General features: G+C 69.3%; 12 protein-coding genes. 4 read left to right on the forward strand and 8 right to left on the reverse strand.

The annotated features are described in order from the left end of the window. Nucleotides 1–250: 250 nt before the first annotated feature. The 3 genes from pdhA to DL519_RS30525 all read left to right on the forward strand — a co-directional run bounded on the left by pdhA (nt 251) and on the right by DL519_RS30525 (nt 4,076). Nucleotides 251–1,468, forward strand: a complete 1,218-nt coding sequence (gene pdhA / locus DL519_RS30515) for a pyruvate dehydrogenase (acetyl-transferring) E1 component subunit alpha (protein ID WP_190819927.1) — start codon at nt 251–253, stop codon at nt 1,466–1,468. Beyond that, the gene (locus DL519_RS30520; RefSeq protein WP_190819929.1) at nt 1,468–2,484 is read left to right on the forward strand and encodes an alpha-ketoacid dehydrogenase subunit beta; all 1,017 of its coding nucleotides are present in this window, start codon (nt 1,468–1,470) and stop codon (nt 2,482–2,484) included. The genes pdhA and DL519_RS30520 overlap by 1 nt, the downstream gene beginning before the upstream one ends. 266 nt (nt 2,485–2,750) lie before the next feature. Beyond that, nucleotides 2,751–4,076 carry a dihydrolipoamide acetyltransferase family protein gene (locus DL519_RS30525; RefSeq protein WP_190819931.1) on the forward strand — a complete coding sequence of 442 codons (1,326 nt, stop codon included), beginning with the start codon at nt 2,751–2,753 and terminating at the stop codon, nt 4,074–4,076. A gap of 56 nt (nt 4,077–4,132) precedes the next feature. Here DL519_RS30525 and DL519_RS30530 read toward each other — a convergent pair whose 3' ends face one another. From DL519_RS30530 to DL519_RS30550, 5 genes are all read right to left on the reverse strand, one after another. Further along, the gene (locus DL519_RS30530) at nt 4,133–4,603 is read right to left on the reverse strand and encodes a pyridoxamine 5'-phosphate oxidase family protein (protein ID WP_190819933.1); all 471 of its coding nucleotides are present in this window, start codon (nt 4,601–4,603) and stop codon (nt 4,133–4,135) included. A 107-nt stretch (nt 4,604–4,710) separates the two neighbouring features. Beyond that, nucleotides 4,711–4,947: a hypothetical protein gene (locus DL519_RS30535; RefSeq protein ID WP_190819935.1), complete on the reverse strand. Its 237-nt coding sequence runs from the start codon at nt 4,945–4,947 to the stop codon at nt 4,711–4,713. Between the two features lie 1,088 nt (nt 4,948–6,035). Further along, complete coding sequence (locus DL519_RS30540; protein ID WP_190812993.1) at nt 6,036–7,262, reverse strand: IS110 family RNA-guided transposase; 1,227 nt, start codon at nt 7,260–7,262, stop codon at nt 6,036–6,038. A gap of 241 nt (nt 7,263–7,503) precedes the next feature. Beyond that, a complete protein-coding gene (locus DL519_RS30545; protein WP_190819937.1) occupies nt 7,504–8,712 on the reverse strand; it encodes an acyl-CoA dehydrogenase family protein in 1,209 nt (402 codons plus the stop codon). A 65-nt stretch (nt 8,713–8,777) separates the two neighbouring features. Beyond that, nucleotides 8,778–9,332, reverse strand: a complete 555-nt coding sequence (locus tag DL519_RS30550; protein WP_223839745.1) for an SCP2 sterol-binding domain-containing protein — start codon at nt 9,330–9,332, stop codon at nt 8,778–8,780. 121 nt (nt 9,333–9,453) lie between these two features. Between DL519_RS30550 and DL519_RS30555 the strand changes: the two genes are divergently transcribed. Further along, nucleotides 9,454–10,104, forward strand: coding sequence for a TetR/AcrR family transcriptional regulator (locus DL519_RS30555; RefSeq protein WP_190819940.1), 651 nt, complete (start codon nt 9,454–9,456; stop codon nt 10,102–10,104). Nucleotides 10,105–10,320: 216 nt separating this feature from the next. Here the strand turns inward: DL519_RS30555 and DL519_RS30560 are convergent, their stop codons facing one another. The 3 genes from DL519_RS30560 to DL519_RS30570 all read right to left on the reverse strand — a co-directional run bounded on the left by DL519_RS30560 (nt 10,321) and on the right by DL519_RS30570 (nt 13,619). Continuing rightward, nucleotides 10,321–11,154 carry a transposase family protein gene (locus DL519_RS30560; RefSeq protein ID WP_190813279.1) on the reverse strand — a complete coding sequence of 278 codons (834 nt, stop codon included), beginning with the start codon at nt 11,152–11,154 and terminating at the stop codon, nt 10,321–10,323. Between the two features lie 212 nt (nt 11,155–11,366). Beyond that, a complete protein-coding gene (locus tag DL519_RS30565) occupies nt 11,367–12,209 on the reverse strand; it encodes a MaoC family dehydratase (protein ID WP_190819941.1) in 843 nt (280 codons plus the stop codon). Between the two features lie 72 nt (nt 12,210–12,281). Continuing rightward, nucleotides 12,282–13,619 (reverse strand): 3-oxoacyl-ACP reductase, encoded by a 1,338-nt coding sequence (locus DL519_RS30570; RefSeq protein WP_190819943.1) that lies wholly within the window; start codon nt 13,617–13,619, stop codon nt 12,282–12,284. Nucleotides 13,620–13,638 lie beyond the last annotated feature (19 nt).

Raw genomic sequence — 13,638 nt, forward strand, 5'->3', positions numbered from 1 at the left:
TGCGGTTTTCGCCTGATCGGCGGCGAACTAAGGTGATCTCGCGGGAAGACGCCGGCCGTGCCGCGGCCGTGCCGAATCCCTGTGGCAGGGCTCACGGAATCGGCCGGTTTCGTGCCAGGATGGCGGGGAGCGATCCAATCGCTCCGGCTGAAGCAAACGGGTGACCCACCAGGTCACCGGCGCTCCGGTCGGGGCTGTCGGGCTACACCGCCACAAGCGGGTGGACCGGCGCGACACGAGGAGATCACGCATGTCCCCCGAGCAATGGACGCGACCCGAAGCCGAAGGCGCCGACGGACCCCCTGCCGCTATCGCAGCGAAACCCACACGGGAGCAGGTGATCGCCGGTTTGCGCGCCACGAGCGAAGGTGGAGCTGACCTGGTTCAGCTACTCACCCCGGAAGGCCAACGGGTAACACACCCCGACTTCGACATCGGCGTCTCCGACGCGCAGTTGCGCGACCTGTACCGGGACATGGTGCTGGTCCGCCGCGCCGACCGGGAGGGCAACGCCCTGCAGCGGCAGGGTCAGCTGGGCATCTGGGTCCCGCTGCTCGGCCAGGAAGCCGCCCAGATCGGCGCCGGCCGGGCGATGCAGCCGCAGGACATGGCGTTCCCCAGCTACCGGGAGCATGGCGTCGCCTGGTGCCGCGGCATCGACCCGACCGAGCTGCTGGGCATCTTCCGCGGTACCGACCACGGCAGCTGGGACCCGAACAGCATGCGGTTCCACCTCTACACGATCGTCATCGGCAACCAGTGCCTGAACGCCACCGGTTATGCGATGGGCCAGCGCTTCGACGGCAAGGTCGGCGACCCGAACGGCGAGGCCACCATGGTCTTCTTCGGCGACGGCGCCACCAGCCAGGGCGACGTGCACGAGGCCATGGTGTGGTCGGCGGTCTACGACGCCCCGGTGGTGTTCTTCTGCCAGAACAACCAGTGGGCGATCTCCGAGCCGATCGAGCGCCAGACCCGCGTGCCGCTCTACCGCCGCGCCAGCGGGTACGGCTTCCCCGGCATTCGGGTGGACGGCAACGACGTGCTGGCCAGCCTCGCGGTCACCAAGTGGGCGCTGGACGAGTGCCGCCAGGGCAACGGGCCGGTGCTGATCGAGGCGTTCACCTACCGGATGGACGCGCACACCACCTCCGACGACCCGACCCGCTACCGGCTGGCCGACGAGCAGGAGGCCTGGAAGCTCAAGGACCCGATCGAACGACTGCGGGTGCACCTGGTCCGCGAGCAGATCGCCGACCAGGGTTTCTTCGACGGCGTCGACGCCGGAGCCGACGAGCTCGCCGCCCGGCTGCGCGACTTCTGCTTCAACATGCCCGAACCACCACCGGAGCGAATGTTCTCCGAGGTTTACGCGGAGGACACCCGGCAGCTGGCCGCCCAGCGCGAGGATTACCTCAAGTACCTGGCCGGTTTCGCCGACGACGCGATGGCAGGAGGTGTGCGCTGATGGCCGCGCCCGCATTGGAACGCCCGACCACAACGGCCGGCGCCCAGACCATCACGATCGCCAAGGCGCTGAACATGGGCCTACGCGCGTCGCTGGAACGCGACCCGAAGGTCCTGGTGATGGGCGAGGACGTAGGCAAGCTCGGCGGCGTCTTCCGGATCACCGACGGCCTGCAGAAGGACTTCGGCGAACACCGCGTGCTGGACACCCCCCTGGCGGAGTCCGGCATCATCGGCACCGCGATCGGGCTGGCCATCCGCGGCTACCGGCCGGTGTGCGAGATCCAGTTCGACGGGTTCATCTTCCCCGGCTTCGACCAGATCGTCTCCCAGCTGGCCAAGCTGCACTTCCGCAGCCAGGGCAAGCTGAAGATGCCGGTCGTGGTGCGGGTGCCCTTCGGCGGCGGCATCGGCGCCGTGGAGCACCACTCGGAGTCGCCGGAATCGCTGTTCGCGCACGTCGGCGGCCTGAAGGTGGTCTCCTGCTCGAACCCGGTGGACGCCTACTGGATGCTGCAGCAGGCCATCGAGTGCGACGATCCGGTGCTGTTCTTCGAGCCGAAGCGCCGCTACTACGAGAAGGCCGAGCTCGACCCGGGCACGCCGCCGGTCCCGCTGTTCACCTCGCGCGTGGTGCGCGCGGGTTCGGCGGTGACCGTCGCCGCGTACGGGCCGATGGTGCGCACCTGCCTAGACGCGGCGACCGCCGCCGCTGAGGACGGCCTGGAGCTGGAGGTCATCGACCTGCGCACGCTGTCCCCGCTGGATCTGGACCCGGTGTTCGACTCGGTGCGCCGCACCGGTCGGCTGGTGCTGGTCAGCGAGGCGCCTGGGGAGGCGTCCGTCACCTCGGAGATCGCCACCCGGGTGCAGCAGGAGTGTTTCTACTCACTGGAAGCGCCGGTGCTGCGCGCGACGGGCTTCGACACGCCCTACCCGCCCAGCAAGCTGGAGGAGGGCTACCTGCCCGACCTCGACCGGGTGTTGGACGCGGTCGACCGCTCGCTGACGTACTGAATGGCCGGTCTCCGAAACCGTGTTGCATCGCGGTGCAGGTAGCGGCCCCCCTGCGGGAATTACAGACGCCGCCTGGACTGCGGGATCCCCGATTTACGTATGCCCGATACGCGGCTTCGGGGCTGGCCTCGCCAAGAACCCCGACGGGGTGGGCACAGTCTGAGAACCCGCGGCGGTGCAGGTTGCGAGGGTGGGCTAAGCGGCTTCGCCGCTTCAAAGACAAAATCGAGACCGAGTTCGCCAACAGGCTCTGAGGGAGTCGTTCGATGGCACTGAAGCATTTCCCGCTGCCCGACGTCGGCGAGGGGCTGACCGAAGCGGAAATCCTCGGCTGGCGCGTCCGGCCCGGTGACACGGTCACCGTCAACCAGGTGATCGTCGAGATCGAGACGGCCAAGGCGTCCGTCGAGCTGCCCTGCCCGTGGGCCGGCACGGTCCGCGAGCTGCTCGCCGAGCCGGGGCAGACCGTCGAGGTCGGGTCGCCGATCATCGCGATCGACCTCGAAGGCTCGGTCGGCGAAGCGGCCCCTGCCGCGGAGTCCGGCAAGATCGGCGAGGAGTCCAACGGCCGCATCGCCACGCTGGTCGGCTACGGCCCGCGAACGGCGAGCGCGAAGCGCCGCCCGCGCAAGGGCCGGGCCGGGGAGCAGCCCGTCGCGGCGCAGGTCGCGGAGGTTCCGGCGCTTGCTCCCGAACCGGTCGCGGCAGCTTCCCAAACGTCGCAGCAGGGCGGCTACGTGCCGCTGGCGAAGCCGCCGGTGCGCAAGCTGGCCAAGGACCTCGGGGTGGACCTGCACGCGCTGACCGGGTCCGGATCCGGCGGCGTGATCACCCGCGCGGACGTGCAGTCCGCCGCGGGTGGCGCGGCCGTGCTCACCAACGGAGCACCGGCCGGGCGGGAGCGGCGGGTGCCGATCAAGGGCGTCCGCAAGGCGACCGCGCAGGCCATGGTGGACAGCGCGTTCACCGCGCCGCACGTCACCGAGTTCCTCACCATCGACGTCACGCCGATGATGGAGCTGCGGGAGCGCCTGAAGTCGCACCCGGTGTTCCGCGGCGTCAAGATCACGCCGCTGGCGTTCGCGGCGAAGGCCGTGTGCCTCGCCGCCCGTCGCACCCCGGACGTGAACGCCACCTGGGACGAGGCGGCCGGCGACATCGTCTACAAGGACTACGTGCACCTGGGCATCGCGGCGGCCACGCCGCGCGGCCTGGTGGTACCCAAGGTCCGCGACGCCGACCAGCTGTGTCTGAAGGAGCTGGCGGAAGCGCTGGAGCGACTCGCCACGACCGCGCGGGAGGGCAAGACGACCCTGGCGGAGATGGTGGGCGGCACGATCACGATCACCAACGTCGGCGTGTTCGGCGTCGACACCGGGACGCCGATCCTCAACCCGGGCGAGTCGGCGATCCTCGCGCTCGGCGCGATCCGCGACATGCCGTGGGTGGTGGACGGCCAGGTGGTGCCCCGCAAGGTGTGCCAGCTGGCACTGAGCTTCGACCACCGGGTCGTGGACGGCCAGCAGGGCTCCCAGTTCCTGGCGGACGTCGGCGCCCTCCTGTCGGACCCCAGCATGGCCATCACGTACTGACCGAGCCGAAGGGCACCTCCGACCGGCCAAGCCGGCCGGAGGTGCCCTTCGGTCGTTCACCGGCGTTTGAAGGTGCGGGCGCCTTCGGCGGGCGTCCAGTGCTGGATGACCAGGTGGGTCTGGTCGTCGGAGACACCCGTCGTGGTCACCTCGGTGACTTCCAGACGGAAGAGGTGCGAGTCCTCGCTCGGCGGCTTGACCTCTTCGACCCAAGCGCGCTGCTCATCACCGGTGACCTCGACCGCCCGGCCGGCGATCTTCACGTCCGGGCCCGCCATCGAGCCGTCGCCGGGGTTGGCGTGCAGCGCGAACCGGGGGTCGCGGCGCAGGTCCAGGGCCTTCCTGGAGCCCGGCATCGAACCCAGGGTCAGGTCCGGGCCGCGCCAGCCGACCTCAGTGCCGCTGACCCGCGGCGAACCGTCCCGGCGCAGGGTGGCCAGCACGTGGTGCTTGGCGGCCTCCAGCTGCGCCCGGGTGGTCTTCGCCAGTTCGGGGGCCTGTTCAGCGAATTCCTGCCACGTCGTCATGCGCGCCATCGTGGCAGGCGTCACCGACGGCGCGTGGGATGAAGCGAACGGCCTGTTCGCCTCATTAGATGAAGCGGACAGGCCGTTCGCTTCAAGTACAAGTCGGGTCAGCCGCCCTTGCGCCGCCGCCCGCCGCGTCGGGAACCGCTGCCGGCCGATGCCACGACCGGCTCGGCCGCCTCCGCGGATTCGTCCGCCGCCGACGACTTCTGCTCGTCGTACTCGCGGAGGAAGTCGAACGCGTGCTGGTCGAAGTCGTGGATGTCGAGCTCGGGCAGCTCGCCGAGCTCCTTGTTCAGTTCCCGGAAGATCGGTGTCTCCAGGTCAGGGGTGGTCTTCTTCACCGCTTCGCCCTCCCGTTCACTCTCGAAGCTGTGGCCGGGCCGCCGCGAGCGGCGTCGTCGCCCACCGCGTCACGTTCCGAGCCTTCCCCGCGGAGCTCGCCTGGAGTAGCCAGGCACCGCAAGGCCGCTAGTCCCACGCTGGCGTGACGCGTGCCGGAGCGGATGATTACTCCGCCGCCGACGACGTTCATTCGTTCGGACCAACGTCAATGGTGCACCTGCCGAGTCGTGGTGGTGCAGGGACCCACGAAATCGTGCACCTTCGAACACCAACCCGAGCGAGGTTTGTGCAATTCCGCACCGTGGCGAGCGCCACTGTCGCGAATCCGGGCAAAACATGGTCAACCGCGCATCCCGGACGGTCCGGCGGAGGGTGAATTCGGGACCCTCCCGGCGGCTGGGCGGCGGGCACGACGTGCGGAGATCGGCGTCAACGCGGGTGGGCCGGTACCACGGTTCGCCTGGCCCGAACCCTCCGATCGAGTCCCGTAGCGAGGTCCGCGGCCACGGCCCGCGACGGCTGCCGCGCGGGGATTGACCCGCCTGATCGGACTATCCGGGCGGCATCGGACGCGAGGTGGCGCTGACCATCGAAGCGTCGAGGCACCGAGCCCCTTCGGAAGGGAACACGATCACGGGAAACCGCGTCGGGCGGGCTGCCGTCGCCGCGTTCGCGGATCCGTGGGGCGCCGTCGTCGTCGGGTGTTCCGCCCCCGGTGTCGATGGCCCACTGCTGGGAGCCAGTCGAAGCCGAAGCAGGCCACGCGCCCGTCCGACTCGGGGAACGCGTCCACGACGTACCCGTCGATCACCGCCGCGCTGGGTGTGCACCCGGTACAGCCCGTCGTCGAACGTGCTGCCGCCGAACTGCGAGAACAGCGGCCTGAGCACGCGTGGACGGAATCGGGGACCTACTGCCCACCACCGGAGGCGGTGAGCCGATACGCATCGAGGAACCGTTCGGACATCCCGCGGTGCTGTCACCGGCCGACGGCGCGACTTTCGAAGATCTTCCGGACATCGGGCCGCCGCAGAAACCCGCGACGGCCCAGAACCAGCTCAGGTCAGACACCCCATGATTTTGTTTGTCAAGCGGCGGCTTGCTGGTCTCGGTTGTGGTGTGCCCAGGCGGTGTGTTCGTCGTAGGTGCTCCGGGTCTTGAGGCAGCCGTGCAGGATGCCGACGAGTCGGTTGGACAGCTGGCGTAAGGCGGCGTGGTGGTTCATGCCGCGGCCGCGGAGCTCGTCGTAGTAGGCGCGGGCGCCGGGTGAGGCGCGGAGGGCGCAGAAGGCCTGCTGGTGCAGGGCGTCGACGAGCCGGTCGTTGTGGACGAAGCGGGCCAGCACGGTCTTCTTCTTACCGGACTGGCGGGTGATCGGGCTGGTGCCGGCGTAGTTCTTCCGGTTCTTCGCGCTCGCGTAGCGGTCGGCGTCGTCGCCGAACTCGCCGAGGGCCCGGGCCCCGAGGATCTGTCCCATGCCGGGCTGGGACAGGTAGATCTCAGCGTCCCGGGCTCGGCCAAAACACGCCTGCACCTGCTCTTGCACGGCGGCGATCTCGGTGTTGAAGGCAGTGATCACGCTAACCAGGGACCGCACCGTCACCGCGTAGGCGGCGGCCACGGCCGGCGGCTGGGTCAGGTGTTCAGTGTGCAGCGCGGTCTGGATCGCGGTGGTCTTCTCGTCCACGTTGCGGCGCCGGGCCCGCTTGAGCGCGCCCGTGATCTGCGCGCGTGACACCCTGGCCGCCTGGTCCGGGTCCGGTGCCCGGCCAAGGAGTTCCAGTGCATCCGGGGCGAGGAGATCGTCGAAGGCTTCCAGCGCGGCGGGGAAGAACTCGCGCAGCGCGGTGCGTAGCCGCAGCATGTGCCGGTGCCGGTCCCAGATCAGCGTCTGGTGCGCCCGCGCCACCACCTTCACGGCCTGGGCCTGCTCGGTGTCACCGGCGACCGCGCGTAACTGATGACGGTCGGTGCGCACCATGTCGGCCAGGGCGTGCGCGTCCCCGGCGTCGCTTTTGGCGCCCGAGGTGCCGTGCCGCTCCCGATAGCGCGCCACCTGCCGCGGGTTGATCGCATACACCGTGTACCCGGCCGCGATCAGCGCCTGGACCCATGGACCTCGATCAGTCTCAATCCCGATCACGACCTGGTCAGGCTCGGCGCCCTCGGGCAGATGCTCACCGATCAGCGCGTGCAGCCGGGCAACCCCGGTCACGCCCTCCGGCAGCCGAGCCCGACCCAGCCGCCGACCCGTCTCATCCTGCACCTCGACATCGTGGTGATCTTCAGCCCAGTCATCTCCGACGAACAACACATACCCTCCACACGGTCAGCATCGTGTCCTGAGCAGCGCGGAAGAGGAACACCGGCGGCCTAATGGTCCAGTGCTCACGCCAGCCTTCGGCGGGCACGTCACCCCATCAGTGGTCACGTCCTCCCCACGACCAGCGGGGGCACGGTCTGACCTTAGGCATCGAATGCCTGGCGACGAGAGTGCTCACTCACTGGCCGCTACCGGACCCGAGTCTGCCCGGTGGCCGACCCGGTAGCTCCCATTAGGCGATGTGCCGGCCGGAGATCGCCCTGGCCACGACCAGCTGCTGGATCTGTTCGGTGCCCTCGAAGATGTCGTAGATCTTGGCGTCCCGGTGCATCCGTTCCACCGGGAACTCCCGGGTGTAGCCGTTGCCGCCGAGGATCTGGATCGCCCGCTCGGTCGCCCAGGTCGCCACCCGGCCCGCCTTGAGCTTCGCCATCGAGCCCTCGCCCGCGGTGAAGCCGCCGTTGCTGCCCAGCCATGCCGCCCGCCACACCAGCAGCCGCGCGGCGTCGATCTCCATCCGCATGTCGGCCAGGGTGAACGCGATCGACTGGTTGTCGATGATCGGCCGCCCGAAGGTCTCCCGCTGCTGCGCGTACTCCAGGGCGGTCTCGTAGGCAGCCCGCGCGATGCCGATGGCCTGCGCGCCGACGGTCGGGCGGGACAGCTCGAAGGTCTTCATCGCCGCCTGCGCGCTGGCCTTGCCGCCCTCGCGGGCGCGGGCCAGCCGCTCGTCCAGCTTCTCCTTGCCGCCCAGCAGGCAGTTGCCGGGCACCCGCACGTCGTCCAGGAACACGTCGGCGGTGTGCGAGGCGCGCAGCCCGTGCTTGCGGATCTTGCTCGGCGACTCCAGGCCCTTGGTGCCCGGCGGCACCACGAACGCGGCCTGGCCGCGGGAGCCCAGCACGGGGTCGACGACCGCCTGCACGACGTGCACGTTCGCGATCCCGCCGTTGGTCGCCCACGCCTTCTGGCCGTTGAGCACCCACTCATCGGTGGCCTCGTCGTACACCGCGCGGGTGCGCATCGCCGCGACGTCGGAACCGGCGCCTGGCTCCGACGAGCAGAACGCCGCGACCTGCGGGTCGCCCGCGTCGCCGTAGCACTGCGGCACCCACTCGGCCAGCTGGTCGGGCGTGCCTGCGGCGAAGATCCCGGCGACGGCGAGGGTGGTGCCGAAGATCGCCATGCCGATGCCGCCATCGCCCCAGAACAGCTCCTCGTTGGCGATCGGCAGCGACAGACCGGTGTCGTCGGCCCAGAACGTGGCCAGCGTTTCGAAGCCGTAGAGCCCGATCTTCGCCGCCTCCTGGATGATCGGCCAGGGGGTTTCCTCGCGCTCGTCCCATTCGCGCGCGGCGGGGCGGATGGTCTGCTCGGCGAAACCGTGCACCCAGTCGCGCAGCTCCTGCTGTTCCTCGCTCAGTTCCAGGGAGAAAGTCATCGCCGTCCTGTCAGTCGTCTTCGTTGAAGCGCGCCGCCGCGCGAAACCGGTTCGGGGAAAAGCACTCAGGCTTTGGGGATCTGGAACAGTTTGGTCAGCCCGGCTGCGAAGCCGAGGTCGCCGGCGACCTTCAGCTTGCCCTTCATGAACAGCATGGGTGCCGAGGCGTTGCCGGAGGCCAGCTTCAGGAATTCGGCCGGGGGCGTCGTGATCGTCACCCTGGGCTCGTGCTGCGGGTCCTTGCTGACGGTGCACTTGCCGTCGGCCAACACGCACTCGTAGCGCAGCAGGTCGTCGTCGCTGCCGATGCGCCACCGCACTACGGCATCGGTCGAGCCAGCCTTCTCGGACTTGTAGTGCTCGCCCATCCGCCGGAACACTTCGTCGAGGATGCGTTCGCGCAGTTCGGGGCGGTCCATCACGGCTTCGAGCTGCTCGTCGGAGGCGCGTGTGATCAGCCGCGCGAACTGCTCCGGTCGCAGCGCGCTCAGGTCCACCGCGGCGCCGCCGCCGGCGATCTCGGAGGCGGCCGCGAGCAGCGCGACGAACTCCGCCTTGCCGACCTTCTTGGGGTCGACCTCTCCGAGGGCCGCGACCGGGTCGATCTCGGGTTGGGGCATCGATGCAACCTCCATTACCTACTCATGAGTAAGACTATGTTCGAGTAGGTTCGAAGGCAAGTGGGCGCGACCGATCTGATCTGATCTAGCCTGGCCGGAAAGGACCAGAGTATGAGGTGAGATGGTCGATCGTCAGGACAACGGCCGCCCCCGGTCGCGGCGCCTGCCGCGGGCGGTTCGCGAGCGGCAGATCCTGGACGCCGCGGTCGAGGTGTTCGCCACGCACGGTTTCCACACCGCGTCGATGGACGAGATCTCCGAGGTCGCGGGCATCTCCAAGCCGATGCTCTACGCCTACCTGGGCGCCAAAGACGAGCTGTTCGTCGCCTGCATCCGGCGCGAGGCCGCCCGGCTGATCGACGCGATCAGCGTGGCGGTGGAAGCCGGGTTGAGCCCGGCCGAGCAGCTGTGGCGCGGCCTGCGGGTGTTCTTCGAGTACGTCAGCCGCAACCAGGCGGGCTGGGCGGTGCTGCACCGGCAGGTCAACCAGGGCGAACCGTTCGTCTCGGAGCTGGTGGAGTGGCGGGAGCGGGCGACGAGCGTGATCGCCGCGCTGCTGGCGCAGGCGACCGAGGAGTCGGCGCAGCCGATGCAGCCGGAGCAGACCGAGCCGTTCGCGGTGGCCCTGGTCGGGGCCGGCGAGTCGCTGGTGGAGTGGTGGTTCCAGCACCCCGAGCACGCCGCCGACGGGATGGCGATGCGCCTGATGAACATGGTCTGGATGGGCTTCAGTGATCTAGTCGAAGGCCGCTCCTGGACACCCGACCAGTGACCGTCCGCAATTTCAATGGAAATCAGAGCTCTGATTTCCATTGAAATTGCGGAAGTTGTCCACAGCCTTCGGCGTGTCGGGGGACGACACGCCGAAGGGCCGCAATTTCCATTGGGGTTTTTTCATCCTGTTTGTTCTGGTGGTGGGGGGTTGACGGGGTGGGGTGGGGTGTGTGTGGGCTGGTCAGGGGCGATGATCATTTTTGATGATCGTTTGTCAGCGGGTGATTTCGAGGTTGGTCAGCACCAGCAGGGCCCGTAGTAGGCGGGTGGCGTTGGCTGCGTGCATGCGTAGGCGGGTGAGGATGCGCCAGTTTTTGAGGTCGGCGAAGCCGTGTTCGCAGGTGGCGCGTTCGCGGGCAACGAGTTGGTTGGCTTGTTTCTGGGCGTCGGTGAGCGGGTGGGCGCGGGCGGCGCGGCGGCCGATGATGATCACGGGTTCGTCGGGGTCGTCTTCCAGTCCGGTGAATCCGAGGTCGCACATCGCGCCGAGTTCGGCGTCCCGGAGTGCGGTGGTGATGTTGTTGTGGCGGGCGGTGGTGACTTCCGAGGCCCGCCCTGGTTTGGCCGCAGAGAACCACAACAGGTTGCCTTTGTGGTCGGTGAGGGCGAGAAACAGCAGGCCGTGGGCTTTGTGTTTGCCGCTGTAGTTGCGCCGGTTGTTCTTGCCGGTGCGGCGCTGGGTGCGCACCAGGGTGCCATCCAGCAGCACGACCTCACCCCCGCCGCGGGCCACTTTGCTCAGGACGCGGTCCAGGCGCGGGGCACGGGCGGCCAGCAGGTCGATGACCTCCAGCACCCAGCGGCGGATCGTCGAGGCCGACACCCTGTTGCCGCCGGCCATGTCCAGCAGCCGCTGGTCGTGACGCAGCACCGCGAGCACGATGATCGCCTGCGTACCAGGGGTCACCTTGCGCCAGCGAGAGCGGATTTTCCTGCAGTGCGTGGTGATCAGCGAGGCGAGGTAGTCGATCGTGGCCCTCGACACGGGAAGTTGGGCTTGGTACACAATGGGTTCGGTGCCCTCGGCGGGGCTGGATTGGGTTTTCACACACTCCCCAACCCCGCCGGGGGCACTCTCGTTGCAGCCAACCGGCCATGATCATCGTCACATCTTCTCCGCGACCACGGCCACCGTCAGATGATCTTGATAAATGATCATGGCCCTGGCCAGCCCGCCCACACCACGCCACCCACGACCACACCCTCTGACCAGCCAAGATCAGGATGAAAAAAGCCCATTGAAATTGCGGTGACCTCGGGTCAGCGCACGGAGCCCAGCAGGTGGGGCTTGCCGGAGTGGGAGTGCAGGGCGAATCCCCAGCCGGTGTCCTGCCGGCGCATCGTGAAGTCCACCGTGGACGGCAGCTGCAGCGGCTTGCGGAACTCGACGTCCACTTCGTACGCGTCCGGCAGCCGCTCGGTGAACGCCGCCAGGCAGCGGGCCTTCGACCACATGCTGTGCGCGATCGCCCGCGGGAAGCCAAACGCCTTGGCCGTCAACAGGTGCAGGTGGATCGGGTTGCGGTCACCGGAGACGGCCGCGTACCGCCGCCCGGTGTCGCCGGGCACCCGCCAGGTCGCCGTCGGCTCCCCGGCCGCGCCAGGCTCCCGCGGCTCCGAACCGCCGCTCCGCTGCTCGCCGGCGGCTCCGCCGCGGCGCAGGTAGGTGCTGACCTCCCGCCACACCACCTCGCCGCCTGCGGCGGTCTCGGTGATCACGTCGAACTGCCGGCCCTTCGGGTGCGGGCGGAGGTCGGCCACGCTGACCCGCTGCGTCAGCGCCTCGGTCGCCAGCAGTGGGCGCTCCTGCCGGATCCTGTTGGCCACGTGCACCAGCCCGACCAGTGGGAACGGGAAATCCGGGTCCGTCATCAGCTGCACCGAAAGCGCGAAAGAGAGCACGTGCGGGTAGGTGATCGGCAGTTCGTCGCGCAGCCCGAACCCGCACACCCGGTTGTACTCGGCGAGCTGGTCGCGGCCGATCTCGAAGTCGCGCCGTAGGTACTCGGTGTCCGGCAGCCGGTCGCCGCGTCGGGTTGGTCCGGTGGCGACGGCCTTGAGGTACAGCGAGGAAAGCTTCGGCGCAGTGCTCAGTTCCGGCATCGCAGGCTCCGTTCCGTCGAGGGAGTCGTGAGTGCGCAAACGGGTTCTTACCGGCATTCGCGCTCACGACTGTCAGGCGCCCAGCAGGCTCTGCCCGCAGACCCGGACGACGTTGCCGTTCACCCCGGCCGACGCAGGGTTGGCGAACCAGGCGATGGTCTCCGCGACGTCCACCGGCAGGCCGCCCTGGGACATGCTGTTCATCCGCCGCCCGGCCTCGCGCACGAACAGCGGGATGGCCGCGGTCATCTTGGTCTCGATGAAGCCGGGCGCGACCGCGTTGATGGTGGCCCCGCGACCTGCGGCTGCCCCGGCGGTGGACTGCACGTGCCCGATCACCCCGGCCTTGGACGCCGCGTAGTTGGCCTGCCCGACGTTGCCCGCGATGCCGCTGATCGAGGCGACGCCGATGATCCGCCCACCGGGCCGCAGCGGGGAGTCCTCGGCGAGCAGGCGCTCGTTGACCCGCTCCTGCGCGGTCAGGTTCACCGCGAGCACCGCGTCCCACTGCTGCGGCGTCATCCGGCCGATCGTCTTGTCGCGGGTGATCCCGGCGTTGTGCACGACGACGTCGAGGCCGTCGTGGCGCTGCGCGAAGTGTTCGGCGATCCGGTCGCCGGCGTCTTCGGCGGTTATGTCCAGCTGCAGCGTCGAACCGCCGATGCGGTTGGCGACCTCGGCGAGGTCGCCGCCCTGCGCGGGCACGTCGAGGCACACCACGTGGGCGCCGTCGCGCGCGAGGGTCTCCGCGATGGCTTCGCCGATGCCCCGCGATGCGCCGGTGACCAGCGCGATCTTGTCGCGCAGCGGGCTTTCCCAGTCGAGCTCGGGGACTTCGGCCGGGCCAACCCGGACCACCTGACCGGACACGTACGCGGACTTCGCGGAGAGGAGGAACCGCAGCGTGGAGCCGAGCGCGTTCTCGGCGCCTTCGGCGACGTAGACCAGCTGCGCGGTCGCGCCGCGCTTGAGTTCCTTGCCCGCGGTGCGTACGAAGCCCTCAAGTGCGCGTTGCGCGGTGTGCGCGCGTGGGTCCTGGTGGGCCTCGGGCGGGGTGCCGAGCACGATCACCCGACCGCAGCGGTCGGTCTGCCGGATCGTCGGTCTGAAGAACTCGTACAGCTCGCGCAGCTGCTCGCTGCTGCCGATGCCGGTCGCGTCGAAGACCAGCGCCGAATAGCGTTCACCCTCGACGGGCGCGTGGTGGACCTGGGCCCGGACGTCTTGGAGGGTGGCCGCGACCGCGTCACCGAGCCGACCGCCGGGGGCGGCGCCGACCAGCACAGGGCCGCTCACCGCGGGATCGCCGGGGCGGTGGCGCCGCAGCGGCGTCGGCTGAGGCAGGCCGAGCCGCTTGACGACCTGCCGCCCGATCGGGGACAGGGTGAACTGCTGGTACCGGTCGGCCATTGGACACTCCCGCGGGTCT

This window comes from Saccharopolyspora pogona, assembly GCF_014697215.1.
Classification (GTDB): domain Bacteria; phylum Actinomycetota; class Actinomycetes; order Mycobacteriales; family Pseudonocardiaceae; genus Saccharopolyspora; species Saccharopolyspora hattusasensis.